The sequence below is a fragment of the Nocardia brevicatena NBRC 12119 genome (genome assembly GCF_000308495.1).
GTDB classification, from domain to species: Bacteria; Actinomycetota; Actinomycetes; order Mycobacteriales; family Mycobacteriaceae; genus Nocardia; species Nocardia brevicatena.
Genome location: NZ_BAFU01000235.1, coordinates 1 through 24,131, shown reverse-complemented (window position 1 = coordinate 24,131; position 24,131 = coordinate 1). Strand labels below are relative to the sequence as shown.

The 24,131-nt window shown below is 66.3% G+C and carries 20 protein-coding genes and 2 pseudogenes; 11 read left to right on the top strand and 11 right to left on the bottom strand.

What is annotated here, in order from left to right; all coding sequences use genetic code 11:
- The first annotated feature begins 1 nt into the window (after position 1).
- Complete coding sequence (locus tag ON20_RS28065; protein ID WP_040840574.1) at positions 2-793, top strand: aspartate/glutamate racemase family protein; 792 nt, start codon at positions 2-4, stop codon at positions 791-793.
- Positions 790-1,767: a porphobilinogen synthase gene (gene hemB / locus ON20_RS28060; RefSeq protein ID WP_040840572.1), complete on the top strand. Its 978-nt coding sequence runs from the start codon at positions 790-792 to the stop codon at positions 1,765-1,767. The genes ON20_RS28065 and hemB overlap by 4 nt, the downstream gene beginning before the upstream one ends.
- A 78-nt stretch (positions 1,768-1,845) precedes the next feature.
- On the opposite strand, the gene ON20_RS28055 is transcribed toward hemB, so the two are convergent.
- The gene (locus ON20_RS28055) at positions 1,846-2,673 is read right to left on the bottom strand and encodes a mycofactocin-coupled SDR family oxidoreductase (protein ID WP_040840570.1); all 828 of its coding nucleotides are present in this window, start codon (positions 2,671-2,673) and stop codon (positions 1,846-1,848) included.
- Positions 2,674-2,937: 264 nt separating this feature from the next.
- On the opposite strand from ON20_RS28055, the gene ON20_RS28050 reads away from it, so the two are divergent.
- Together ON20_RS28050 and ON20_RS36990 are read left to right on the top strand one after the other, a co-directional pair.
- Positions 2,938-4,158, top strand: coding sequence for a cytochrome P450 family protein (locus ON20_RS28050; RefSeq protein ID WP_051163524.1), 1,221 nt, complete (start codon positions 2,938-2,940; stop codon positions 4,156-4,158).
- Between the two features lie 216 nt (positions 4,159-4,374).
- Positions 4,375-4,605, top strand: a complete 231-nt coding sequence (locus tag ON20_RS36990; RefSeq protein WP_157229085.1) for a hypothetical protein — start codon at positions 4,375-4,377, stop codon at positions 4,603-4,605.
- A gap of 4 nt (positions 4,606-4,609) precedes the next feature.
- Here ON20_RS36990 and ON20_RS28040 read toward each other — a convergent pair whose 3' ends face one another.
- A complete protein-coding gene (locus ON20_RS28040) occupies positions 4,610-5,062 on the bottom strand; it encodes a hypothetical protein (RefSeq protein WP_040840567.1) in 453 nt (150 codons plus the stop codon).
- A 201-nt stretch (positions 5,063-5,263) separates the two neighbouring features.
- On the opposite strand from ON20_RS28040, the gene ON20_RS28035 reads away from it, so the two are divergent.
- Positions 5,264-7,393: a RecQ family ATP-dependent DNA helicase gene (locus tag ON20_RS28035; RefSeq protein WP_051163514.1), complete on the top strand. Its 2,130-nt coding sequence runs from the start codon at positions 5,264-5,266 to the stop codon at positions 7,391-7,393.
- Between the two features lie 149 nt (positions 7,394-7,542).
- On the opposite strand, the gene ON20_RS28030 is transcribed toward ON20_RS28035, so the two are convergent.
- Positions 7,543-8,640 (bottom strand): methyltransferase, encoded by a 1,098-nt coding sequence (locus ON20_RS28030; protein WP_040840565.1) that lies wholly within the window; start codon positions 8,638-8,640, stop codon positions 7,543-7,545.
- A gap of 785 nt (positions 8,641-9,425) precedes the next feature.
- On the opposite strand from ON20_RS28030, the gene ON20_RS28020 reads away from it, so the two are divergent.
- Positions 9,426-10,676, top strand: coding sequence for a cytochrome P450 (locus ON20_RS28020; protein WP_051163511.1), 1,251 nt, complete (start codon positions 9,426-9,428; stop codon positions 10,674-10,676).
- Between the two features lie 259 nt (positions 10,677-10,935).
- Here ON20_RS28020 and ON20_RS28015 read toward each other — a convergent pair whose 3' ends face one another.
- Positions 10,936-12,780 carry an acyl-CoA dehydrogenase family protein gene (locus ON20_RS28015; RefSeq protein WP_040840558.1) on the bottom strand — a complete coding sequence of 615 codons (1,845 nt, stop codon included), beginning with the start codon at positions 12,778-12,780 and terminating at the stop codon, positions 10,936-10,938.
- A gap of 1,026 nt (positions 12,781-13,806) precedes the next feature.
- Positions 13,807-13,929, bottom strand: coding sequence for a hypothetical protein (locus ON20_RS40050; RefSeq protein WP_281032923.1), 123 nt, complete (start codon positions 13,927-13,929; stop codon positions 13,807-13,809).
- 250 nt (positions 13,930-14,179) lie between these two features.
- Between ON20_RS40050 and ON20_RS28005 the strand changes: the two genes are divergently transcribed.
- The gene (locus ON20_RS28005; protein ID WP_040840554.1) at positions 14,180-15,118 is read left to right on the top strand and encodes a hypothetical protein; all 939 of its coding nucleotides are present in this window, start codon (positions 14,180-14,182) and stop codon (positions 15,116-15,118) included.
- 90 nt (positions 15,119-15,208) lie between these two features.
- On the top strand, positions 15,209-16,438 hold the full coding sequence (locus ON20_RS28000) for a lipase family protein (RefSeq protein ID WP_083865385.1): 1,230 nt from the start codon (positions 15,209-15,211) through the stop codon (positions 16,436-16,438).
- Between the two features lie 117 nt (positions 16,439-16,555).
- Here ON20_RS28000 and ON20_RS27995 read toward each other — a convergent pair whose 3' ends face one another.
- Positions 16,556-17,029, bottom strand: a complete 474-nt coding sequence (locus ON20_RS27995; protein ID WP_040840552.1) for a deaminase — start codon at positions 17,027-17,029, stop codon at positions 16,556-16,558.
- A 106-nt stretch (positions 17,030-17,135) separates the two neighbouring features.
- Positions 17,136-18,278, bottom strand: coding sequence for a lipase family protein (locus ON20_RS27990; RefSeq protein ID WP_040840550.1), 1,143 nt, complete (start codon positions 18,276-18,278; stop codon positions 17,136-17,138).
- A 101-nt stretch (positions 18,279-18,379) separates the two neighbouring features.
- Between ON20_RS27990 and ON20_RS40730 the strand changes: the two are divergent.
- Positions 18,380-19,340, top strand: a pseudogene (locus ON20_RS40730) (class I SAM-dependent methyltransferase).
- Here ON20_RS40730 and ON20_RS35145 read toward each other — a convergent pair.
- From ON20_RS35145 to ON20_RS27965, 4 genes and pseudogenes are all read right to left on the bottom strand, one after another.
- A complete protein-coding gene (locus ON20_RS35145) occupies positions 19,237-19,752 on the bottom strand; it encodes an AraC-like ligand-binding domain-containing protein (RefSeq protein WP_157229084.1) in 516 nt (171 codons plus the stop codon). The pseudogene ON20_RS40730 and the gene ON20_RS35145 sit on opposite strands and share 104 nt — an antisense overlap.
- Positions 19,753-20,149: 397 nt before the next feature.
- Positions 20,150-20,611: a CinA family protein gene (locus tag ON20_RS27975; protein WP_245547537.1), complete on the bottom strand. Its 462-nt coding sequence runs from the start codon at positions 20,609-20,611 to the stop codon at positions 20,150-20,152.
- A gap of 111 nt (positions 20,612-20,722) precedes the next feature.
- Positions 20,723-21,243: pseudogene (locus tag ON20_RS27970) on the bottom strand (DinB family protein).
- Positions 21,244-21,506: 263 nt separating this feature from the next.
- Complete coding sequence (locus ON20_RS27965; RefSeq protein WP_040840544.1) at positions 21,507-21,968, bottom strand: SRPBCC family protein; 462 nt, start codon at positions 21,966-21,968, stop codon at positions 21,507-21,509.
- Between the two features lie 290 nt (positions 21,969-22,258).
- Between ON20_RS27965 and ON20_RS27960 the strand changes: the two genes are divergently transcribed.
- Both ON20_RS27960 and ON20_RS27955 read left to right on the top strand, forming a co-directional pair.
- Complete coding sequence (locus ON20_RS27960; RefSeq protein ID WP_051163520.1) at positions 22,259-23,176, top strand: DUF5995 family protein; 918 nt, start codon at positions 22,259-22,261, stop codon at positions 23,174-23,176.
- A gap of 105 nt (positions 23,177-23,281) precedes the next feature.
- Positions 23,282-24,131 (top strand): NTF2-like N-terminal transpeptidase domain-containing protein (locus ON20_RS27955; protein WP_040840542.1); only part of this gene is annotated, 850 nt, incomplete at its 3' end.

Genomic DNA, 24,131 nt, shown 5'->3' with positions numbered 1-24,131 from the left:
TATGCGTATACGATTCCAGAAGCACGCCGTCGAGGGGCGCTCGCCGCTGCTCGACAAGCTCTACTCCGAGCATCTGACGAGGGTTTGTGGTCCCGATACCACAGTCGAGATCGGCACTCTGCCGCCGATGACGTATGCGGCGGAGCTACCCGAGGAGTTGGTCGGCTACGGCACGCTCGGGCTGCTGTTCGGCGATTACTTCGCGCGCTCGGCGGTCTCCGCGGAGCGCGATGGCTGTGCGGCATGGATCAGTGGAGCCGGTCAGGATCCCGGGCTCGCCACTGCTCGGGTGCGCGCGGGCATCCCCGTCGTCGGATACGGCGACGCCACCTGGCAGGCCGCCCGCCAGGAACGACACCGACTGGGCGTGCTCGGTTTCATCGGGCATCTGGTCGAGCCGATTACCGACAATATCGCCGCCGCGGGCGCCACCTTGGCCTCTTACCAGGTGATCGAGGACGGTGCGGCCGTTATTTCCCGCGCGCTGAACGAGGATTTCGAGCCGTTCGTACACGCCTATACCGCAGCCGCGGAACAAGCCGCGGCTGCGGGTGCGCAGTGGCTGGTGCCCGCGGAGGGCATACCCAACGAGATCCTCGTCCATCTGGAGATCCGGGAGCTGTGTGGGCTGCCGGTCATAGATCCGGGCGGGCTGGCGGTCAAGACCGCCGAGCACCTGGTGAGCCTGCGCGAGCTCGGCATCACCGCCAAGGCGCAGAGCGGGTACTGGTATCGACGGCCGTCCCCGGCCATGGTCGAGCACGTCGAGCGAATTCTGGAGGCCAGGTCATGAGTTTTCCTGCCGATCGACCACGGCGGCTGCGCCGTACGGCCGCACTACGCGCCCTTGTCGCCGAAAACCGGCTGCATCCATCCGATCTCGTTCAGCCCTTGTTCGTGCGTGAGGGTATCGAGGAACCGCGACCGATCCCCGCCATGCCCGGACAGGTCCAGCACACCCGGGAGAGCCTGCGCAAGGCGGCCGCGGCCGCCGCACAGGCGGGCGTGCGCGGAATCATGATCTTCGGTATTCCCGAGACCAAGCACGCCGACGGCCGCGGCGCCTGGGACGAACACGGTATCGCCCAGCTCGCGATCGCCGACGTCGTGGCCGAGGTGGGCGACGCCGTCGTCGTCATCGGCGATATCAACCTCGACGAATACACCGACCACGGCCATGTCGGCATCCTCGGCGGCGACGGTGATGTGGACAACGACGCGTCACTGCTCGCGTATACCCGTGTCGCGGTGGCCCAGGCCGAAGCCGGCGCTCATATGGTCGCGCCGAGCGGCATGATGGACGGCCAGGTCGCTGCCATCCGTGCCGGACTCGACGCCGCGGGACACGAACGCCTGCCGATCCTGGCCTACGCCGCCAAATACGACTCCGCTTTCTACGGTCCGTTCCGCACAGCCGTCGAGTCCTCCTTCGCCGGTGCCAGGTCCACCCATCAGCAGGATCCGGCCAATCTCCGCGAAGCACTGCGCGAGGTACGGCTCGATATCGAGGAAGGCGCGGATCTGGTCATGATCAAACCCGCCGGGCTCTATCTGGATGTGGTGCGCAAGGTGGCCGATACCGTGGATGTGCCCGTCGTCGCCTATCAGGTGTCGGGAGAGTACGCCGCGATCGAGGCCGCCGCACTGCACGGCATGATCCATCGCGAGCGGGCCATCGAGGAAAGTCTCATCGCGATTCGTCGGGCAGGGGCACGAATTGTCATCACATACTGGGCCACCGAGGTTTCGCAGCGATTGTGCCCATAGTGGCGCGGTTCATCCTCGAGCGAAATCCGCTCGAGGGTGAACCCGCGTCCACTGATGCCCGGTCGCCGTGCCGCGCGGTCAGAGTGCCCCGCCCGCATCGATCAGCTGCGTGGTCCCGGTGATGTACCGGCCCTCGTCGGAGACCAGATGCAGAACGGTGGCGGTGATGTCCTCCGGTTCGAGCATGGCCACCGGGAGTTGATTGAGGGTACGCGCGGCTTCCTCGAAATCGGCGCGATCGGGGTGTTCCAGGTCCGGGCGGAACAGCCGGTAGGTGGCATCATTGAGGACCATACCGGTCGCCACGGTGGTCGGATGCACGGTGTTGACCCGAATACCTTGGGGAGCGAGCTCTTTCGCCAGAACCTTCATCAACATGACCAGTCCCGCCTTGGACGCGGCATAGTGCGCGGTGTTCTCGTTGACGTAGACGGCGGCCAGGGAGCTGGTGATAACAACCGAACCGCCACGACCGCCGTCGATGATCCGAGGCACCGCTGCCTTCAGGGTCTTCCACGCCCCGGTCAGGTTGATATCGATCATGTCCTGCCAGGTGTCCTCGCTCATCTCCAGCGTCGGCGCCGGACTGGAGATGCCCGCATTGGCGACCACGATATCGAGCCTGCCGAAGGTGCTCACGCCCGCCTCGACAGCGGCGGCGAGCGCGTCGTAGTCACGGACATCGGCGTCCCGGGCCACGATCCGACGCCCCGCGGCCTCGACCTGCCGCACTGTTTCGGCCAGGTCGTCCGCGTTCGCCAGCGGGTAGGGCACACTCTGCACGTTCGCGGTGGTGTCGACGGCGATGATATCGGCGCCCTCACGCGCGAACCGCACCGCATGACTGCGTCCTTGACCTCGTCCGGCACCGGTGATGAATGCGACTTTTCCGTCCAACTTGCCCATGAGCCCCTCCGTATCCACGCTGACGGTTACCGGTCGCCAGTGAGAATTGTGACCAATTTCCGGATACATCGAGAATATGGCGTGGACTGTCAAAAGTCGATCGATTACGAAACTTCCCTACCGCGAAAAGGAAAGCCGAGACACGTCTTTGGCAATACCTTATGATCCGGTAGCCCGCAGCGCCGCGGCACCTGGCCAAAACAGCACTCCGGCCGGGTTTTCGTTCTCCCACATCGAAATCCGACCGTGGAGCAAATTGTGACCATGCCACCGGACCCAGTGTCGCCCGGACGCGACGAGCAACCGCGAGTCCCGCTGTATTCCCCCGAGTTCACCGCCGATCCCCATAGCGCCTATCGCGAGATGCGCGCTCGGTACGGCACACTGGCACCGGTCGAACTGGCACCCGGTGTCCCCGCAACGCTGGTGCTCGGATACCGCACGGCCCTGCGGATTCTCAACGACCCGGCCCGTTTCCCGGCCGACCCACGGGTCTGGCAGCGAGACATCTCGGAAGACTGTCCGATACTGCCCGTCCTGCAGTGGCGTCCCAACGCGCCGCGCAATGCCGGGACCGAACATCAGCGCTACCGCGAGGTCAATGTCACCGCTCTCGGGGGGGTCGACCTACACGGACTGCATACCACGGTCGAGCGGATCGCCATACCGCTGATCAACTCATTCTGCTCCAATGGTTTTGTCGATCTGGTGAGCCGATACGCGTTTCCGCTCACATTCGAGGTCATCAACGCCATGCTCGGCTGCCCGCCGGATATCAGCGAAAAAGCGGCCACGGCCACGGCAGCGATCTTCGACGGCGTCGACAGCGAGAAGGGCAACATGATGTTCGGCGAAGCGATCGCCGAACTGATCGAAGTCAAACGCACCGATCCCGGCGACGATATCACCACCCGATTGCTGAACCATCCGGCCCGGCTCGACGAAGAGGAGATGGTCCACCAGGTGATCTCGCTCTACGGCGTCGGCATGGGACCGATGCAGAGCCTGATCATCAACACTCTGCGGCTGCTCCTGACCGACGACCGGTTCGGGGACAACGTGCTCGGCGGTTCGCTGTCCACCCGGGACGCGCTGGACGAGGTGCTGTTCGAGGATCCCCCACTGCCCAATGCCAGCGTCACCTACCCGCGGCAGCCCATCCTGATCGACGATGTCTGGCTACCCGCCCACCAGCCCGTGGTGATCAGCCTCACCGGCTGCAATCACGATCCGGAGATCAGCGCCGGCGACCATACCGGCAATCGCGCCCATCTGGCCTGGGGCGCCGGACCACACACCTGCCCCGCCCAGTCCGCCGCCTACCTGATCGTCCAGGACTCCATCGATCAACTACTCGACGCGATACCCGAAGTGCGGCTCGCGGTACCGGTCGAGGAGCTCGAATGGCGGCCGGGGCCGCTGCACCGCACCCTCGCGAGTCTGCCGGTCGTCTTTCCGCCGTCGTCGCCGTTGCCCGTCCCCTGACATCCCTGGCGTTCGTCTCCATCGGAATGTCGCCCTCGCCGGGTGTCAAGGTAGGGCTATGCGAGATCGAATGCGGTGATCACCGTGTCGTGGTCGGTTTCGAGCGGATCGGGTCCACCGTATTTCCACGGTCCCCGCCGTCGAGTCGGTACTCGATCGGCGCGCGTCCCAGAAGCGAGAAAGACGGGGACGGCGGCGATCCTGACCTCGAAGGAGGTGGGCTCCGGGCTCGCGGACATCCGAACGACGCCGGCCGCACCGGCCCGCCACGAGGTGATGGCCCGCCACCGGGAGAGGTTGCCGGCACGGATCGCCCGCGCGCAGGCCGCACTGGACATACTCGAGGGCGGCCTGGGACGCCCGCACGACGACATCATGACGTACCCGCATTTCCAAGCCCTGCTGACCGACCGGCTGTGGACACCGGACAAGAAGGCGCCCGAGTGAGAGCTCACCGTGACGTTGCCTCGTGGCCGGGAAGGCCGTTCGTACGGCGCGCTTCCTTCATCTCGGCTTCGTAGACATGGCGGCGGCCCTGCAGTAGGGTGTCCCGGACCTCGCGCTCGATACCGCGGAACACGTCGTAGTAGCCGTCGTCGTATTCCTCGACGATCTGGAAGGTCCACCGGCCCGGCAGGACGTTGCGGCCCACCAGTTCGGTCGATACCCGGTCGGCGATCCGGTCATGGCCCGCTTCGCGGAACAGTTCGGCCGCACGCTCCAGTATGAAGTCGGCGCCACCGGTCAACTGGTGAAACGTGTACAGGTGTCCGCGCGCCCGCTCGGTGATCTCCAACGCCTCCGAGAGCTTTCCGGCGGCCGCGACTGTGGTGTCGTCGACATTCGCCGGTCGTCGATGCTGCTCGACGGACCGATCATTGCCATCGGACTGGGTTTCTGCCATTCACATAGGCTATCGACCGAGGTCGCCGCATGTGTCTTCTCTCGGTACGCACACGCCGAAGGATGACATCCGTCGTAGTCGATGCCGCTTCGGACCACGCGGTCCGCACTGTCGTGACGGAGACCGCCGGGTGTGGGCATATCGCCGACCGGTGTGGCGCCGGCTCGGCGAATGTCAGTGGTCCGATGCACTATGGGACGCATGGCTACGGCACCCGGCGATACCACCGTGGATACCGGCATCGCGGCGGCGGAACTGCGTGAACGCGCGGAGGAGTTGCTGCGCGAACTGGCGGGCTCGCGGGCCCGGCTGCGTGCCGATCAGTGGACCGCGATCGAGGCGTTGGTCCGGGATCGGCGACGGGCGCTGGTGGTGCAGCGCACCGGGTGGGGCAAATCAGCGGTCTATTTCATCGCGGCGAAGCTGCTGCGTTCGGCCGGACACGGACCGACGGTGATCGTGTCACCGCTGCTCGCGCTGATGCGCAACCAGGTCGCGGCGGCGCACCGGGCCGGGGTGGTGGCGGCGACCATCAATTCCGGCAATGTCACCGAGTGGGATGACATCCACGAACGGGTGGCGGTCGGCGCGGTCGATGTCCTGTTGGTCAGCCCCGAACGGCTGAACAATCCGGACTTCCGCGATCAGGTGCTGCCGCGTCTGGCCGCCGACGCCGGGCTGGTCGTGATCGATGAAGCACATTGTGTCTCGGACTGGGGGCACGATTTCCGACCCGATTACCGGCGTATCCGTACCTTGATCGCCGACCTGGGCGCCGATGTACCGGTACTGGCCACCACGGCGACCGCCAATGATCGGGTGATCACCGATGTGGCGGCACAGATCGGCACCGATACCCTGGTGCTGCGGGGCAGCCTGGACCGCGAATCACTGCACCTATCGGTATTGCGACTCGACGATGCCGTCGAGCGCACCACGTGGTTGAGCACCCACCTGCACGACCTGCCGGGTTCCGGGATCGTCTACACGCTCACCGTTGCCGCCGCCCACGATCTCGCCGATGTGTTGAACGCGCACGGCCATCGCGTCGCCGCCTATACCGGCCGGACGGACCCGGCCGAACGTGAGATATTGGAAGCCGCCCTGCTGAACAACGAGGTGAAGGCCCTGATCGCCACCTCGGCGCTGGGTATGGGTTTCGACAAACCGGACCTCGGTTTCGTGGTGCACGTCGGTGCGCCGTCATCGCCCATCTCGTACTACCAGCAGGTGGGCCGGGCGGGAAGGAGCACCGATCGCGCCGAGGTGGTGTTACTCCCCGGTCCGGAGGACACCCGGATCTGGACCTACTTCGCCTCGGTGTCCTTTCCCCGTGAACATATCGTGCGCTCGGTGCTCGCCGCGCTCGACATCGAGCGAGCCCAGTCGACGGCCGCCCTCGAACCGCTGGTGGAATTGAACCGCTCCCGACTGGAGATGGTCCTGAAGGTGCTCGACGTGGACGGCGCGGTGCGACGGGTCCGTGGCGGCTGGCTGGCCACCGGTACACCATGGCACTACGACACCGAACGGTACGCACGGCTGGCATCCGCCCGCGCGGCCGAACAGCAGGCGATGCTCGACTATCAGGCCACCACCGGCTGCCGGATGACATTCCTACGCGCGCAATTGGACGACCCCGGCCTGGCGGGTGCGGCTCCCGGCTCGATCGCCTGCGGCCGCTGCGACAACTGCACCGGCGCCCGCCGCGACACCACCGTGGACACCGACGCGATTGCCGCCACCCGCGCCCGCCTCGACCGCCCCGGGATCGATCTCGCGCCGCGTAAACAGTGGCCGACCGGGATGGGCAAGCTCGGGCTCCCCTTGTCCGGCAGGATTTCCGACGGGGCCACGACCGGGCGCGTCCTCGGCAGACTCAGCTCACTCGGCTGGGGTCCGCGGCTACGAGCCCTGCTCGACGGTCCCGACGGTCCCGTGCCCGACGCGGTGGTGCACGCCTGCGTCGCCGTGCTGCGCGAATGGGATTGGACCGAACGCCCGACCTCCGTACTGGCCATGCCCTCGACCAGCCACCCGGTGTTGCTCACGACCCTGGCCGAGCGCCTGGCCGCCATCGGACGCCTCCACAATCTCGGTACCCTGCACCACCGTCCCGATCTTCCCCCCGTCTCCGCCGCCAACTCCGCCCACCGCGTCGCCGCCCTCCACGATTCCTGGCAGGTCCCCGACCTCTCCTCCGCCACCGGCCCGATTCTGCTCGTCGACGCCCTCACCGACACCGGCTGGACCTTCACCGTCGCCGCCCGTACCCTCCGCCGGGCGGGTGCCCCCGCGGTCCTCCCATTCGCCCTCGCCACCCCGGTCTGACCGCCCACGGATGCCGGTCCGCCGGCGATCGGCACCGACCACAAATGGACGTGCCCCTGTGGCTCGCGATCGTGTTCACGGTGTCCGGAACCGGCTGTCCGGTCCTGGATCTGTTGGTCAAAACGACCTGGTGAGAAGACCGCCACCCCTCACCGCGTCGGAACGGCCTCGAGAATGTTCTCCGGGGACAAGGTGGGTGTGCACGAGAGCAGGGTGAAGCCGGCATCGGCGAGCAGAGCTCGGTACTCGGTTTCGGTGCGTTCGCGACCACCGGTGTTGACCAGCATCTCGAGATCGATGTAATTGCCGGGATGCGGGCGATCGCGCTCGGGGAGAACGAGTTCGATCAGCAGCAGCCGTGCGTTCGGCGGCATCGACCCGCGAAGTGTCCGCAGGATCTGCACGGCCTGCTCGGCCGGCCAATCGTGCACGATGTGTTTGAGCAGGTAGGCGTCCGCGCCCCCGGGGACAGTGTCGAAGAACGAGCCTGCCACCACCGCGCACCGGTCGGCCACCCCGGCCTCCGCCAGCCGCGCCGGCGCGTCGACGACCACCTCGGGCAGGTCGAACAGAACGCCGGTGCAACCCGGAGCGCGGCGCAGGATCTCACATAGCAGGGCGCCGCGTCCGCCGCCGATATCGATGATCGTGTGGTAGCGGGTGAAGTCGTGTGCAGCGAGCACCGGATTCTGTCCGAGACCATCGATGCTGGCCATGGCCCGGTCGAACATTTCGCCGAGCTCGCGATCGGTGCGCATATGGTCGAAGAACGCTTCGCCACGGACGGTATCGACGGTCGGTGCGCCGGTTCGCACGGCATCCACCAGATGGGTCCAGTGATCGCGGTGTGCCGCCGAACCGTAGAACAGCACCGCGTCCCGCAGCGACACCGGCGCGTCCGCCCGTAATGCCTGTGCCATCGGGGTGAGAGCGTAGCGGCCATCACGCCGCCGCGCGAAGATGCCGTGACCGATCAACAGGCGCAGCAGTCGTCGGAGCGCGTCTTCGTCCGCTCCGACAGCCCGCGCGAGTTCGGTCCCATCCCGCGGTCCGCCGGCGAGGGCGCCCGCGATATCCAGGACGGCAGCCGCGTGGATCGCCTGGGTCAACCAGCCCGCGGCAACCATCTCCATCAGCGCGAGGCGACCCGGCACCAGCCGCCGATGGACCCCGGCCAGCATGTCACGTAAGCGTTCCACCGCGCGGACAACGGCCCGCGGTGGTGCATTCCTTCGATCGGAGAGCATCGCGGCTCCATATCGTGGACACATGTGCCTGCCGAGCCTACGACGTCGAACGGGCGCACCCGCGGACCATCCCTCGGCCATGTCGTATGCCCGTGTAGTCGACGGAAGCCGCCTTCCCCGCTCCCCAACCACCCCCGCAGCGCCACGTGGGCCGGGCAGAACGTCACGCCGGCTCGCATGGAGGGAGGCGTACCGGCCGACGGTGTACCGATCAAGGGTGCACCGGCCCGCCGAGTCGGTATGCGATGCACTTGGCCTTCACCGTGCTCGACGAGATCATCGGGCGTCCGGCGCGTATCGGGGAGCTGGTCGCCGCCGGGCCTGCCGCGCTGTTCGAGGGCATGAGTACCACGAAGGTCGATCGGATGTCCGACGAGGCATTCGGAACTCACGTGTCTCAAACGCATCGAGGCTGTATTCGAAGGTACCCCCGGCGCGTACGCCGAGCGAAATACGGTTCGGCTGTTGAGCTTCCATATCGGTAGGTATGATCTGCCGACGTGAAGCCTGTTCTTTGCGAGCATCCCGGTGCAGGGAGCCGGTCAGGGTCGACGCTCGTGCCGACCCGACCGCGACCGAGCACGGGAGTTCGGCACACGTCGATGGCCGTGGTCGCTGTAACACCATGACCAAGAGCAGATTTCCCATCGCGTATCGACACACGCTTTCACACGTAACGCCGCGTTGTTCTGTGGATCACGTCCACCGTCTTCGTCGCAGGCCGCTATAACGCTGTCTCCGGGCCAGCGCAGACACATGCCCGAGATCACTCCTGGAGTCACTCATTGACCACGTCGTACGAACCCCACTACCGACCTCCCGCCGCGTTGAGCGACACACCCACCATCACCGACCTGCCCCGAGTTCCGCTGTACACCGAGGAATTCGCCAGGGATCCGCATCGGATCTATCGCGAAATGCGTGTCCGGTACGGTTCGCTGGCACCGGTGGAACTGTCGCCCGGTATTCCGGCCACACTGGTGATCGGATACCAGACCGCGGTACGGATCGCCAACGATCCCGAACATTTTTCGGCCGATCCGCGGGGCTGGGAGAGAAATATCCCCCTCGACTGCCCGGTGCTGCCGATGATGCAGTGGCGACCGAATGCTCTGCGTAGCGGGGGGCGTGAACACGCACGTTATCGCAGGGCAAGCGTGGACGGTATCGAGCAGATCGACCAGTGGACGCTGCATGCCGACATCGAACAGCTCGCGATCCCGGTGATCAATTCCTTCTGCGAAGACGGTTCGGCAGATCTGCTCGGTCAGTACGCACTCCCGGTCACGTTCGCGTATCTCAACACCATGGTCGGTTGCCCGGCGGAGATCGGAGAGCAGATCACCCAGGGGATGGCCATGATGTTCGAGGGGGAGAACGCCGAGGAGGGTAACGCCCTTTTCGTGCATGCGCTGAGCAATCTGGTGGCGCTGAAACGCGAGGAGCCGGGTGAGGATCTGGCCACGCGACTGGTGAACCATCCCGCCGCGTTGAGCGATGAGGAGCTCGTGCACCAATTGGTCACCGCCTATGGTGCGGGGATCGAGCCGTTGACGAACCTGATCGCCAACACGCTGCTGCTGATGCTCACCGACAGCCGGTACTCCATGCACGCGGCAGCCCCGTCGACGACGAGTGACGCCCTCAACGAGGTGCTGTATACCGACCCGCCGCTGGCGAACTTCGGCATTCTCTATCCCAAGCAACCCACTCAGATCGACAATGTCTGGTTGCCCGCTCACCAACCGGTGGTCATGAGCATGGCGGCCTGCAATAACGACCCCGCGGTCCACGGAGGGGAATTCACCGGCAACAATGCGCATCTGGCCTGGGGTTCCGGCCCGCACGCCTGCCCTGCGAAGTCCGTTGCGTACGAGGTGGCCCAGCACGCCATCAACCAGCTGTTCGACGCCCTGCCCGAACTGGTGCTCGCCTGCCCCCCGGACCAACTGGTATGGCGCCCGGGACCGTTCCATCGCGCCCTGGCGACCCTGCCGGTCGTCTATCCACCGACTCCCCCGCTGAGCATTCCTTGACGAGACGCGGAGACGACCTCGTGATGCCGGGTCGGCACCCGAGGTCGAACCGAACCGGCTGTTCGCTGTACGTGTGGCAGCCGTGGCACGCCGGTAACGGTGCCGGAGAGTGCGGACAGGACGATCGCCACACCATCAAGGCCGCTTCGTAACTGCCGGCAGCCTGCTCGCCTCTGGTGGCGAATTCGTCGCAGACGACTCCGCCACCAGAGGCGAACCGACAGCATCCACAACTCGTGGAAGGCTCTCGGCCGGGTGGCTACGGAAGGGTGGCGTGATCTGAATCGACGGCGGTCATCTGCCCAGCGGCCTGCTTCAAGGCGTCGGCGTACTGCGCCACATACGTGTCCGATCCGAACGCAGTCCCCAGAAGTCCGGTGGGAAGCTCGAACGCGTCGACGAGCGAGGGTAGATGCGGAGCCAACAGCTCGTGCAGTTCACGGCGCATCTCCACTAGCTGTTTCGATATCTTCGGCAGCGGGCCATCAGGGTACATGTCCGCCCCATGGGCCAGGCACTGACGGATGGCGAAGAGGACGAGGAGATTCTCCGCCACCTTTCGAGGGCCGGAGGGGAGCCGGCGGGCGCGGTCGGCCAGGGCCTGCACTGCCCGGTTGACGACGTGTGCCTCGGCCGCAGCCAAAGCCAGGTCATAGACACTGTCCCAGCGTGCCTGGCGGTCACCGGTGACGTTTGCGTATGTCTCCTGAGCCCGGTGCAGCAGATATGCCTCACGGGCGGCCATCCAATCCAGCCAGTGGTTGGGGGTATCGATATCGCAGGCCTCGATCTGGTCCCGGTGTCCCGGCACCCCATCGTTCCGTTGGCCGCGCAGTCGCCGGTATGCCGCTTGCAGAGCGATGACGTAGCTGTCGCCTTCGGCAGTGGCTGCCGCATCGCGCAGCGCCCGGTACACGACGATTTGGTTGTGATCGAATACGCCCTGAGCGCCGAGCCTATCGCGTACCTCGCTGGACACCTGCAGTGCCGTGGAGGTGGCAAGGTGCTTGGTCAACGCCACGAGGTCGGTGATATCGGGCGCCTGCTCGTCGTCGGTGGCCTTTTCAAAGGCATCCAAGGCCACTTCCACCGCCATGGAGGCGACATAGGTGTCGGCCACAGCATCGATGAGCCGGTCACGATGTGCCGGCACGTTCACGAGCGGGATGCGTCCGCCGGCCATGCCGGCGATGTCTCGCTGAGTCGCATGCTGCACAGCGATCGACAGGGCTGCGCGGGAGACGGCCGCGGCCATCGCCGAAATGCACAAGCGACCCAACCGCACCCGGCTGATCGCCCGCCACACCTGGTTGTCGGGGCGAATAGGCGAGACCAGTTCGCCGTTTTCATCGATGCGGGTGCCCGTATGAGACAACAGGCACTCGCGGCTCACACGCACATGGTCGAAGCGCGTGATGGAGTTGTCCATCCCCAGGGCCTTGTCCGGCAGCGGGCGAATGGTGATACCGGGACGAATCGTGCCGTCGGCATCGACCAGTCGCACCAAGAAGGGGTAGTTACCACGGCCGGTTCCGTCCAGAACCAGGCGAGCGAAGACGATCCCGAACCGCGCGACGCCACCCACCGGCGGCGGAGCCGTGGTGGGCATGAACTTGATCGCCGTATCCGTCGGCGTGTTCAGGATGAACCCGCCACCGTCGGATGGGTCGTAGGTGGCGGTCGTTTCCAAGTTGGGCAGGTCACTGCCGTGTCCTACTTCGGTGAGGATATACGCCCCCACCGACCGACCCTCCAACAGCTCCGATAGAGCCGTGGCGACTTCACCGGTCTGTGAATGCTGCTCCAACAGGGTCCCCAGCACGAGGTTGATCTGCACTGTGAGCAGAGCACCCAAGTGGGGGTCGACGACGGTGGCCTGCTCATGCAGGGCCACCAGTTCCTTCAGGTCCGTGACGATATCGGTGGCCCGCAGACGCGGAAGCAACTGCAGGTACCGCTCGTATGCGCGCCTTCCCGGCTCCTTGGTGGTCTCCCACCAATCCAGCCCGAATTCCGGCTTACCGAACAGCTCATTGTAGTGTTGGGCTGCGGCGCGTCGATCACCGAACAGCAGATCCGCGAGATCATTTGCATACTCGTGCATAACTCCGCCTTCTACTCATTACCGATCTCAAGCGACCGTCATGCGCCGCTTGGCATAATCCGGCCGATCAAAACACCGATGCCCCTCGGCCGACGTATTCCGCAACCACGCTGTCGCATGTGGAAGCCGCCGGAACCTTGGACAGCAGCGCCCGTCCGATCAACCACTAAGAGCTCAATGCACCACCCGGCACCTTCACGACATGGAACTGGGGGACCGGCGATACGTAAAGCCATAACCAGTCCTCGGTGAACATGACAAGGTGGTTTCGAAGACGCCTACGCCCCGTGCAGCGACGAGCCCGCAGATGCCGCTGTAGCCCGAGTAGGTCACCCGCTGCAACGCCGATGCTCGCGGCGGCGCGGAACAAGCGGTGATGATTCACCGGCTCGCCACTACCGGCCCACCGGGCGGGTACGACCATTGTTCCCGCCGTGGCCGGTGAGCCGACCACCCGACCGGCCCAACAGCCTCCGGGATTACCGGGTCTCTCGGCCTCCGACTCCGCTGTCTGCGGGTCTTGCTCGGCCGCCCCTGTGATCGCCTCAACTTGCCGCCCCACCGGAGCAGCATCGTGGCGATGGGCGGATCGAAACACGAAAAGCATTGTGCCACAGAATTGCTCCCATGTTTGCGGTTCGGAGTCCATGCGCTGACGGGCAGCATCCGCCGGAGGCGGCGAGCATCGTGTAGTTGCAGGTCTTCCCACCTTTTGCGTGAAAAATCCACCGCGCCAACGTGTGCAATCGCCGCGCCTGTCGCTGCGACCACACCACGCCCCGGCAACCCCCCGGTATCGCGAAGCGATCCCGCCGAACAGGCTGCAGTGAGCCACGGCGCCGCCGAGCGCATCGTCCCCAGAAGGCACGGGAGTGGTCGATAGCGTTCTCTCCGGCACCACGCCGGGGTGCCACACCCTCCGGCCCGAGTCGCTTGTCGTCGAGCGGCGAGCCTGTCGCAGGCGGATTCGACACACTGCCGCGAGCTCCATCCGATCCGCGGCTGGAAGCTTCCGCGATTTTTCGTCTACTGACGGCGCAGCGAGCAACGCACCGGCTTCACCCTGTCGGCGCCGATGCCGGCCCGCGACCACCGCAACCCGCAGGGGGCGAGCCGAGAGATGAGCCTGCGCAGGTCGGTGGGTTTCACCGCGATACTTCCCTGGGCGCGGGTTGGTTCACGGTTCGCGGTGACAACCTTGCATAGGGCGCGAAAGACCGAACATGCTGTGTCGACCCCAGGGCGGCGTTGTTCGGCCTCCGGCATGGGGTCGGTGACGTATCCGCAGCTCACTCCGGAGGCGGATAGCGATATGGGGGTATTCCCGGAGGCATTCGCCGGGGTCCGTGCTCTAGGTTCGATTGGCCGGTACGGACGGATTGGAACAGCGAGGTCGGGTGTGAGCACCGTTGATACGGAGACCCGGAAACCCGACGGTCAGCGCTGGTCACTACCCGTCCGCATCGTCTTCCGTTTCGGCGTGGTCTATTCCGCGCTCTTCTGCTTCATGATCGGGCAGATCGTCTTCGTGTTCGCCGGTATCGGCCACGAGATCCTGCCGGAAGCGGCTCCGCGATGGCCATTGCAGCAGGCCGATCCGCTGGTGAAGTGGGTGGGCCGGAAGGTGTTCGGCGTCGACGCGACGCTCCGAACGGACTCCGGCAGCGGTGATCAAACGGCTATCTGGGTGCTGTCGTTCCACCTGATGGTGTTCTCGCTGGTACTGTTGGCGCCCCAGGCCCGGCGGCTCGCCGATATGTTCCTGCTGGCCCGCCGCGCCGATCCGGCCGTCCAGCCGCCATTGTTCGCCGGCCGACGAGCCAACCGCTATGCCGCGCTCGCACAGGCGGCGCTCGGTGTCTGGATCGTCGTCGGGGTCGTGCATATCGGATGGACGAGCTGGAACGAATTCGGCGGCGGAGCCCCGAAACCGGCGTTGTACGGGTTGTGGGAGGTGACCGAGTTCCGGTCCGACGGGAGACCGGTACCCCCGCTGCTCACGGACGGAACCCGTTGGCAGCGGCTCGTCGTCGAGTTCGAGGGAGCGGTGACCTACCAGCGGATGAACGGCGCGTTGGTGACGGTGCCCGCGCAGGTGGACACCGCCTCGCACACCGTGACGATTCTCGATCCGCCGGTGCCGGGCACCGTGGGCCCACCGCGTACGCCGTCGGCGGTCTTCACCTACAGCCAACCCACTGTCGACAGTCTTCGACTGGAAGGACAACTCGACAGTCGCCCCACCCTCATCGAACTGCGCTCGGTCGATATCGAGAATTTCCCCTTGAACGGCCCCCGCTTCCATTGGGTCCAGGACTACCCGTCATCCCGGCGCTGACCGGAAACGGTCACGGACACGACACAATGCGACCGGAAGGCGTGTGCTCACGAATACGCGCGAGAGTGCGGCGATAATTGTCGCGTGCAGATTCCGACTATCGCTCGAAATCTCGTCTTACGCATCCTCGGCGCCGTACTCCTCGGCAGCGTAACCGCGGTATTCGTGCTCGGCACGAGCCCGGCCACGGCCGCGCCATTATATCCTGTGCCCGATCCCGACCCCTTCTACGCCACCCCCGCCAATATCGCCGCAAAACCACCGGGCGCGGTATTGGAAACGCGGCACATGCCGCCGTCGATGTTGTTTCCCGGCGCCACCGTGACGCTGGTGAAATTCCGCTCGACCAATTCGCGAGGAGGGCCGATCGCGGCGACCACGACGGTGCTCACCCCGCAGGTGCGCGCCCCCGACGGGCCGCTGCTGTCCTATCAGCACATCATCAACAGTCTCGGCACCAAATGCGCGGTTTCCCACCTGCTCTACACCACCGACCCGGATCTACTCGCGCAGGTCCGCGAGGCCCTCGCATTGAACGCCGCGCTGGCCCGCGGGTGGAGCGTGGCCCTACCCGACCACCTCGGCCCGACCTCCGCCTACGGCGCGGCCCGGCTCGGTGGTCAGATCACCCTGGACGGAATCCGGGCCGCGCGGGCGGCCGGGCTCGGGCTGGACCACAGCCGCGTCGCCATGGCCGGCTATTCCGGTGGCGGTATGGCCACGGCGTGGGCCGCCGCGCTCGCGCCGAGCTACGCACCCGAACTCGATATCGTGGGCGCTGCGGCGGGCGGGGTTCCGGCGAATCTGGTGCGTATGATCGAAGGATTGGGCAACGATCCGCATCCGGCGTTCGGTCTGGTCATGGCGGCGGGAATCGGACTCGAACGCGAATATCCCGACCGTTTTCCCATCAGTGATTCGATGAATGCCCGAGGGCTCGAGATCCGCAATATGATCGCAAACCAATGCACCAACGAGATATTGACCATCGGGGCGGGAGGAAGCTTGTCCGCTTTCGCCAGAAGTATGGCGATGACACAAGATCCGACCGCCCGAGCGGTCGTCGAGGAGAACAGCCTCGAATTATTCAACGGTATACCGAATATGCCTATTTTCGAATGGCATTCGCCCATCGACCCGTTGATCCCGGTGGATTCCATCGTGCGGACGAACCGGCGATACTGTGCTGCCGGTGTACCGGTGCAGGCGGAACTGACGTTCTCACCGGAGCATCTGTCCGCGGCGGTACTCGGCGTCCCGTCGGTCGTGATGTGGCTCGAGGGCCGCTTCCGGGGCGATCCCGCGCCGTCGAACTGCTGAGATCCAAAGGCCACCGGGGAGTCGGCGCTCGACCGAGCGGGTGGTGATGTCGAACCATCCGCTCGGCCTGCTGTGCCGGTGCCCGACCGGCTATCGCGCAGGCCGATCGCCGGAATATCACCGGGCGTGGAAGGCGATATGCAGCTCTTTCACCCGATCGACGAACCGCGGAACCGGCCCCACCACCACCGCATCCGGAACCACCGCCCGAATCGGCAGAGCGGCAACCGGCGGGGCAGTAACCCCCAACTCCGACAGCCATACCGAAAGCTGCTCCGAGGATACCGCGTACACGATCGTCCCCAGTCCCACCCAACCATGCGCGGCGGCGCACATCGGACAGTGCTCGCCGGATATATAGACCGTTGCCGCCGCCCGCTCCTGTTCGGTCAGATGCTCGGCCGCCCAGCGGGCGATGGCGAATTCCGGGTGCCGGGTACGATCGCCGCCGGCGACATGGTTGCGATCCTCGAAGAGCCGTTCTCCCTCACCCGACACCAGCACGGAACCGAACGGCTCGTCCCCCGAGGCCAATGCCGCCTCGGCGAGTTCAACGGCCCGCTCCAAATGGTCGAAATCGTCGGCATTCATCGGCTCTCCTCATCTGTTGATCCCCGGCCTGGTTACCCACCCCATCATGGCCCGGCTGCGGACGGCTCTACCGTGTTCCCCCGGTTTCGCCACAGCGGCCTCGCTCTCACCCGAACAGACCCCGCACGAACGGCAGCGTGTCGGGCAGTGAGGCGTTCACCGTCCCGCTGTGATCGGTGAGGTAGGTCCGCACCGTCACCGGCTGGCGGTTCGCCGACAATACCGCGGCGAACCGCAGCGTCTCCGGCGTGATCACATCGGTGTCGAACAGGCCCTGTCCGAGGAAGAGCGGCCTGTCGTAACCGGACTCGGGCAGACCCATATAGCGGGCGAGCAACCCGTGCAGGTCCGGGATCTGCGCCAGCGGCCGGGCGAAGAGATCGCCGATCACCACGCCCCGCGCCGCCACTTCGTTGCCGAGCGGTAACAGGCACTCGGTGCGTGAACGCTGCAGCCAGTACCGCCCCGAATCGGTGAGGAAGGACTCGATGTTCAGCTCGGGGTACGTGGTGCGCAGACCGTTGAGGAGGTACAGCGTGTACGCCGTGGTGTGGGCGCCCAGCCGCACCGGCGGCACACCCGGCCCCAACAGGACGAGGACGTCCTCGAGGTAGGCGGGGACACCGGTCCCCACGGCACCGCGGTAGTCCAGTCCCGGTCCGCCGAACTCGGTGGCGTAGCGCGCGGTGGTGACCGCCGCGCCGCCGCCCTGCGACTGCCCGACCACCACCCACTTGTTCGACAGCTCCGGGTAGTGCCGCGACGCTGCCCACACCGCGTCGACGACATTGTGCGCCTCCACGATGTCGTTGAGATACGGGTGCTCACCGGGCGTGCCCAACCCCGCGTAATCGGCGGCGACGATCGCGTATCCCTGATCCAGCCACGTTCTCAGATACGTCCAGTCCCGCTCTACCGCACTGGGACCGCCCACACTGTAGGCGCAGGAGTCACCGAGTCCGACGGTGCCGTGCGCCCAGGCGAGGATCGGCCAACCACCGTCCGGGGGCGTACCGGGCGGAAGATACACGGCGGCACTGGCGACGGTCGGTTCCTCACGAACCGTGGTGGTCGTGTACAATATCCGCTCGGCTCTCGCCGAGCCCGGCAGGATGGCCGATTCCGCCAGTGGCTCGACGGACTCGACGATGCCGGTCGCCGGGGCCGCCGCCGCGACGCCGGTGAACAGGCCGGAGATCGCCGTCACGGAGAGTAGGGCGGTGACCACGGCCGCGCTCTGCTTCCACATCGTGTTCCTTTCGCCGGATCGGGGCGCCGGGTCGCCCCAACGGTGCGAGGAACAGTCTCGCGGCTGGCCAACCGTCCGGCACCGCGACATGCCGAGCGTGTATGAGAGGCCGTGTCCCGCGTGGGGTCGCGGGGGCTCGGCAGCCGGGCGCCTCGACGTCGTCGTTCGCCCCATCCGTTCGTTCGCCTCGGCGGACTCGAGGCGATGTTCGCACCGGTGAACACCGCTCCGGAGGCGAGAGGGGCTCGCGGTCTGTGCGCTCAACCCTGTTCGCACAGACCCTGGCCTGGTCCATGGTGGTGTGGGCGGCTTCGACGCTTCGACGGCTGTTCATCGCGGCGCGCAGCCGTTTCGCCGACGACGCCGTAGCGGCCGCGGTCACCCGGGGGACCGACCAGATAGTGGTTCTCGGGGCGGGCCTCGACACCACTGCCTACCGAAATCCCCACCCGGGGGGTGCGATTCTTCGGAGTCGATCGCCCCGAGACCCAGGCGTGGAAGCGGAACCGGTTGTCCGAGGCCGAAATCGCGACCCCGGCCTCGCTGACCTTCGTCCCGATCGATTTCGAGCAGTCCACAGTGGCGGCCGGGTTGGCCGAGGCGGGCCTCGACCGTGCTCGCGGCGCCGTGTTCGTCTGGCTCGGCGTTTCCATGTACCTGACCAGAACGTCGGTCGAAGACACTCTCGGCTATGTCGCCGATCGGATCGGGCCCTCGGAAGTGGTTTTCGACTACCTGTACCCGGTCCCGGTGCCATCGCACGAGCCCGCGGGCGGACAACAGGCACGTATGGACCGCGTCGCCGCGGTGGGCGAACCGTGGCTCAGCTTCTTCACTTCGGACGAAATCCGAAATACCTTGCTGTCCATCGGTTACCAGCGAGCCGAAGACCGATCCGCGGCACCACATATGGCATCGAAACCGCCACTTCCCCATCGGGTTCGGGACCGCACCTGGTTCACGCCCACACTGCGTGAGCCACCGGGATCCCGCACCCTCGAGGGCCGGCCCACCCTCGCGACGGGCTCCGGAGGGCGGGCCTCGGGCCGCGCCTGGCCGTGAGGGCGCGCTTGGGGAACAGCGCGACGAGGAACCGGGTCTCGGCCTCGAAGACGAGGTCGTAAGGGCGCGCGAAATCGTAGATCACGATCGCCCCCGGCTCGAGGCGGGTTTCGTTACCGCCCTGCCCTACGAAGCCGCTGCTCTCCAGCTGCACGTTGAGCTTGAAGAAGTCACCGGTGGACGAGCGGGCACGCCCCGGGCGGCGGGCGATATGGTGCGCGGTTCCCGCGATATCCGTGACCTGCAGATCGGTGGCCCGAGCACCGATGATCATCCCGGCGAATCGCGTGTCGAGCAGGTCGATCCGCAGGGGCGGGAAGAAGTCTTCCACACCCACGCGCCAGGCGAGGAGGGCGTCACCCCGATCGAGCCCGCAGTCGCGCCGGACGGGCGCCGATATTCCCGGACTCATCCTCCACCTCCTCGGCCTGGTACGCCGCACAGTGACCGCCTCATCACCGGCCTCATATGGCCGGCATCGTTCGCCTTCGGCGAGCGATGCCGGGACCGAAACGGGGCGCTCGGCCATACGAGAAAGGTGCGCATGAGACGCCGCAAGAAAGCTCCGGGCGAACAAGCAATACATCGGTGATCGGATACTGAATTCGGCACTCTACTATCGAGCACACCTATCGGATAGATGCCCACGCCACGGTCGGGCAGGGCCCGCCATGCCCGACAGCCGGATCGCAAACCTGGGAGTCGCGGCACCCACCGGCTGCCGAACGCTCGGCGGCCGGGCTCCCCTGGCTCACAGAGGGTTGGTCCCGTGGCGGCGGACACGAAACGCGATGCCGTGACCTACCCGCTCAACGGGCGCATTCCCGCGCCGCGCCGAGCAGTGATTCCACGGCGTGAGCGACGACCTGAGACACTACTTCGTGGGGTTCCCCGTCGAATACCCGATGCCAGGCGCGAACCGCGTCCTCGGTGGCGATCGCGAACCACACCGATCCCGGCTCCGCACCGTCCTGTCCGTCGGGTCCGCCGGCACCGGTGACCCCGATCGCGAGCGTGGCCGCGAAGAGCGTCCGCACGCGCGCCGCCATCGCGCGTGCGGACGCTTCCGATACCACCGGCCCCTGAGGCACGTCGAGCACGCGGTGTTTGACCTCACGGCTGTAGGCGACAACGGCTCCGCGGAACCATTCCCCCGAACCGGAGGTGGCTCCCAGGGCGGCCGCGATCCGCCCCGAGGTCAACGATTCGGCGACCGCAACCCGAATTCCGCTCCGGACCGCGATATCACCCAGCTCCGTGGCGTGGTCCATGACCCTCCTCATCCGACCTACGAAAGGTGCCGTCCGCCAGTCCACCCGGGCCATCGGCGTATGCCCGATCCCGCCGCGGTCGGCAGTGCCCGTCCCGGCCCGAAAGCCGCGTCACCGTCGCATGCCGGCTCGATACAGGTCGCGCAACAGGGCGATCTCCGCACCATGGTGTAGCAGTTCCCGCTGAGTGTGGAGAACGATTCCCGCGGTGGACCAGTCGGCCAACAGGGTGCCGCGGGTCCCTCGGGTTCGGTCAGCCCGTCCACGCTGAGCGCACCGACACCCTCGGTCCACGCCCGATAGGCATTGTCGAGCTGTCGCAGCGCCTCCTCCGCGGTTCCGGCATAGGGGAACGAGGCGAAGTCGACGGGCGGGCGGCCGAACCGCTGCAGCCCCGCCTCGAGCAGAACCGCCACATGACCCATCCGCCACGCGATGGTGGTGACCGGCGCGGGCTCGGGCGGAGGAATCGTGAAGTCACAGGCAAACCCGTTCTCCGCGGGGCGCAGGGTCCACATACCGGGCACCGGTTCCCAGAAGTACTCCTCGTCGGTCGGTCCCTCGAGCCGAGGACGGAGCTGCCTTGTCCAATGCGTCTCGAGTTGAGCTCGTATTTCGGCGTTCCAATCGATATCCACGGCGTAGAGCTTTTCCCGCCGAGGGCAGCTCCGACAACAGATTTTCTTACGTCGCGAATCTCACGCCTCGAGTGGACACGGCGGTGGACGGGCCGGAGACGCCGCCGGGGACCCTGGTGCAAGGCAGGTATTTGCTCATTGCCGACGTCGATACGTGACGAACGACCTCGATACCCTTCTGATCACACATGACGGTGAGCGCGGAACGAGACCCGTTCGCCCCGTTCCGCGCCGCACTCGATCGAGGTACGCCGGCCTCAACCACCCGGGCGCGGAACATCACCGCGCCAAGCGCCGGTCTCGTGCGGCCGGGATTCGATGAACTTCTTGAAACGCTCGAGATCGCCCTTCACCCGGTGGTCCAGGATGCCCATCTTGTCGGCGACGTTCTCGATGAAACCCTCCGGATCGATATCCATCTGGGTGATGACCCGGGTGGTCGTGTCATCGATGCGGTGGAAGGTCACCACCCCGGCGTGCTCCGGGCCGCTGTCGGAACGCCACGCCACCCGCTCATCGGGATGCTGCTCGGTGATCGTGGCGTCGAACTCCCGATCCGCCGGGCCGATCTTGACCGTCCAGTGCGTATGGGTGTCATCGACCTGCTTCACACGCTCGACACCCTCCATGAACTGCGGGAACGACTCGAACTGCGTCCACTGGTTGTAGGCGGTATGGATCGGTACCTTGACCTCGGTCGAAGCGGTGACAGTACTCATGAACAACCTCGCTTGCTCTCGGTCCGCCGGGCATCGCCCTCCGTCGGCTTCGACGGGCGGGCCCGGACGGACGGTCGGCTTCGGTACATGGACCGGCTACCCGTGACAGGGCGGCACAAACAGGCCGGGGCCGCACGGATGTCCCTACCGGCCCGGTAACGACTGCGCATACCTGCGACCTCGATCCGCCGCGGTGACGACGGGTGGCGCGCGAATACCGCCGTTCCGGTTTCATCTCGGATACGTTCTCACGGCCGGGTTTTTCTTTGTCGAGCGAAAGTGATGTGAGCATGATCAGCGAGTCCTCCACGCGGCCGAGGTGTTCCCATTTCTTCCTCATGGCTCCCTTCGTCGTGGTGGTCGCGTTGGTCGTACCGGTACGCGCCGGCGCCGTCGAGTCCGACAGTGCGTGCGGCACACCGTTGTCATCGGCAACCGTGGCCGAAATCGTCGAACTCTCCGATATCTCCGCAGCGCTCGACGAGGAATCCGGCTCGTCATCGGTCCGGCTCGAGCAAGCGGTCGAACGGCATCGGCGGATCACCGAGATCCTCGTCGCACATCGAGACCGCCGCGGACTGCTCGCGCTGGGACTCGACACCGTCGAACAGGCTGCCGTGATGCCGCTGCAACGCGACCCGGCCGCGTTCGACGACCCGGAGTGGGCGCACCGCATCAGCCTGGACCTGCTGCTTCGGTTCCTGCGCAATGTGCACGCCGAGTTCACCGGTGCGCCTACCGAACCGCAGTGGACTCACTATTTCGAACTCACCCGGCGATGCGAGCTGTCTCCCGCCAGAGTGGCGATGGCCGGCTACAACGCCCACCTCACCGTCGACCTGGCCAACGCCGTCGCCGCGACGCGCGCCGTCCCCGCGAACGCGCCGGATTACTTCGAGATCGTCGACGCGATCGCGAGCCATGGCTTTCTCATCGTCGACGTCACCAAAGCGGTCTACGGTGCCGATCTCGGACCGTTGTGGCGGTTCTATTTCCTCGGTGAGGGCCTCGATGTCGTTCTCGGCGCGGGCGTGGCCACCGGTCCGTTGTTGCGGCTGGCCGACGCGGGCGCCAACGTGGTGATATTCGGCAATGGCCTGGCACTGCAGGACCCTGCGGCGGAACCGGCCGTGCGTGCGGAGACCGACATGCTGTGGCGCAGCGCCGACACCGCCTTCGAGGTGCTCGCCGCACACGGCGCGCTGTAGACGTCGGCCGTCGCTCACCGCAGGCACGGTCCGTGATCGCGGGGCAGCGGTGAACGTGGCGACGTTCCGACCCGCGTCCCGGGCCCGGTCGATACAGTCGGATTGGTGCACACCGATCGGAAGATACTCGTCCTGCTGACCGCTCTCGGTCTGGTTCTGGCCGGTTGCTCCTCCGGATCACCCGAGCCCGACACCGTCACCGACCGTTTCGTCGATGCGCTCAACAGCGACGATATCAGCGCGGCGGCGGCGCTCACCGACAACCCGGCCCAGGCGAGCGACACCATCGACGCGCTCTACAAGGATCTGGGCAAGGAGGGAACCTTCGCGGTCACCGGCGTCGAAAACAACACCTTTACCCTCGACGCGACATGGAAGCTGGGCGCCGAGGGCCGAGCGGAATGGAAATACACCACCTCGGGCACCGCCGTGGAGACCGACGAGGGCTGGAAAATCCACTGGGCCCCGGCCACTCTCGCGCCCGGCCTCGATACCGGTCCCCTGTCCTACGCGCCGGTGTATCCGAAGCCCGCTCGCGTCCTCGACGCCGCGGGCGGTGAACTGATGACCGAACAGGTGGTGACCCTGGTCCAGCTCGCCCCGGGAGCGGACACCGTCGCCACGGCCGGACTGCTCGCACCACTGGCACCGGGGATCACCGCCGCCACACTCGACACCGAGCTGGCCGCGGCCCAGGGCACGCCGATGACGGCGATCGGCCTGCGTGAAGCCGATATCGCACCGATCCGCGGGGCACTTGCCGCCACCCGCGGCGTCACGCTCGTCCCGCAGGCGCGGCTGCTGACCACCGACAAGGCGATGTCCGCACCGACCTTGTCCGGCCTGGGCGAACTGTGGCAGCAGCAGGCCGACGAGGCGGCGGGCTGGGCAGTACGCGCACAGACCGCCGAGGGTACCCAGCGCATCGCCGGCCAGGACCCGCGACCGACCGGCG

Bases quoted from the DNA above. Each gene is read 5' to 3' on its own strand.
- hemB (WP_040840572.1), top strand. From the start codon at position 790: ATGAGTTTTCCTGCCGATCGACCACGGCGGCTGCGCCGTACGGCCGCA.
- ON20_RS27995 (WP_040840552.1), bottom strand. From the start codon at position 17,029: ATGAATGCCGACGATTTCGACCATTTGGAGCGGGCCGTTGAACTCGCC.
- ON20_RS27965 (WP_040840544.1), bottom strand. From the start codon at position 21,968: ATGAGTACTGTCACCGCTTCGACCGAGGTCAAGGTACCGATCCATACC.
- ON20_RS27960 (WP_051163520.1), top strand. From the start codon at position 22,259: ATGATCAGCGAGTCCTCCACGCGGCCGAGGTGTTCCCATTTCTTCCTC.
- ON20_RS28035 (WP_051163514.1), top strand. From the start codon at position 5,264: ATGGCTACGGCACCCGGCGATACCACCGTGGATACCGGCATCGCGGCG.
- ON20_RS28065 (WP_040840574.1), top strand. From the start codon at position 2: ATGCGTATACGATTCCAGAAGCACGCCGTCGAGGGGCGCTCGCCGCTG.
- ON20_RS27975 (WP_245547537.1), bottom strand. From the start codon at position 20,611: ATGGACCACGCCACGGAGCTGGGTGATATCGCGGTCCGGAGCGGAATT.
- ON20_RS28050 (WP_051163524.1), top strand. From the start codon at position 2,938: ATGCCACCGGACCCAGTGTCGCCCGGACGCGACGAGCAACCGCGAGTC.
- ON20_RS28030 (WP_040840565.1), bottom strand. From the start codon at position 8,640: ATGCTCTCCGATCGAAGGAATGCACCACCGCGGGCCGTTGTCCGCGCG.
- ON20_RS28040 (WP_040840567.1), bottom strand. From the start codon at position 5,062: ATGGCAGAAACCCAGTCCGATGGCAATGATCGGTCCGTCGAGCAGCAT.
- ON20_RS28055 (WP_040840570.1), bottom strand. From the start codon at position 2,673: ATGGGCAAGTTGGACGGAAAAGTCGCATTCATCACCGGTGCCGGACGA.
- ON20_RS27990 (WP_040840550.1), bottom strand. From the start codon at position 18,278: ATGTGGAAGCAGAGCGCGGCCGTGGTCACCGCCCTACTCTCCGTGACG.
- ON20_RS28015 (WP_040840558.1), bottom strand. From the start codon at position 12,780: ATGCACGAGTATGCAAATGATCTCGCGGATCTGCTGTTCGGTGATCGA.
- ON20_RS35145 (WP_157229084.1), bottom strand. From the start codon at position 19,752: ATGAGTCCGGGAATATCGGCGCCCGTCCGGCGCGACTGCGGGCTCGAT.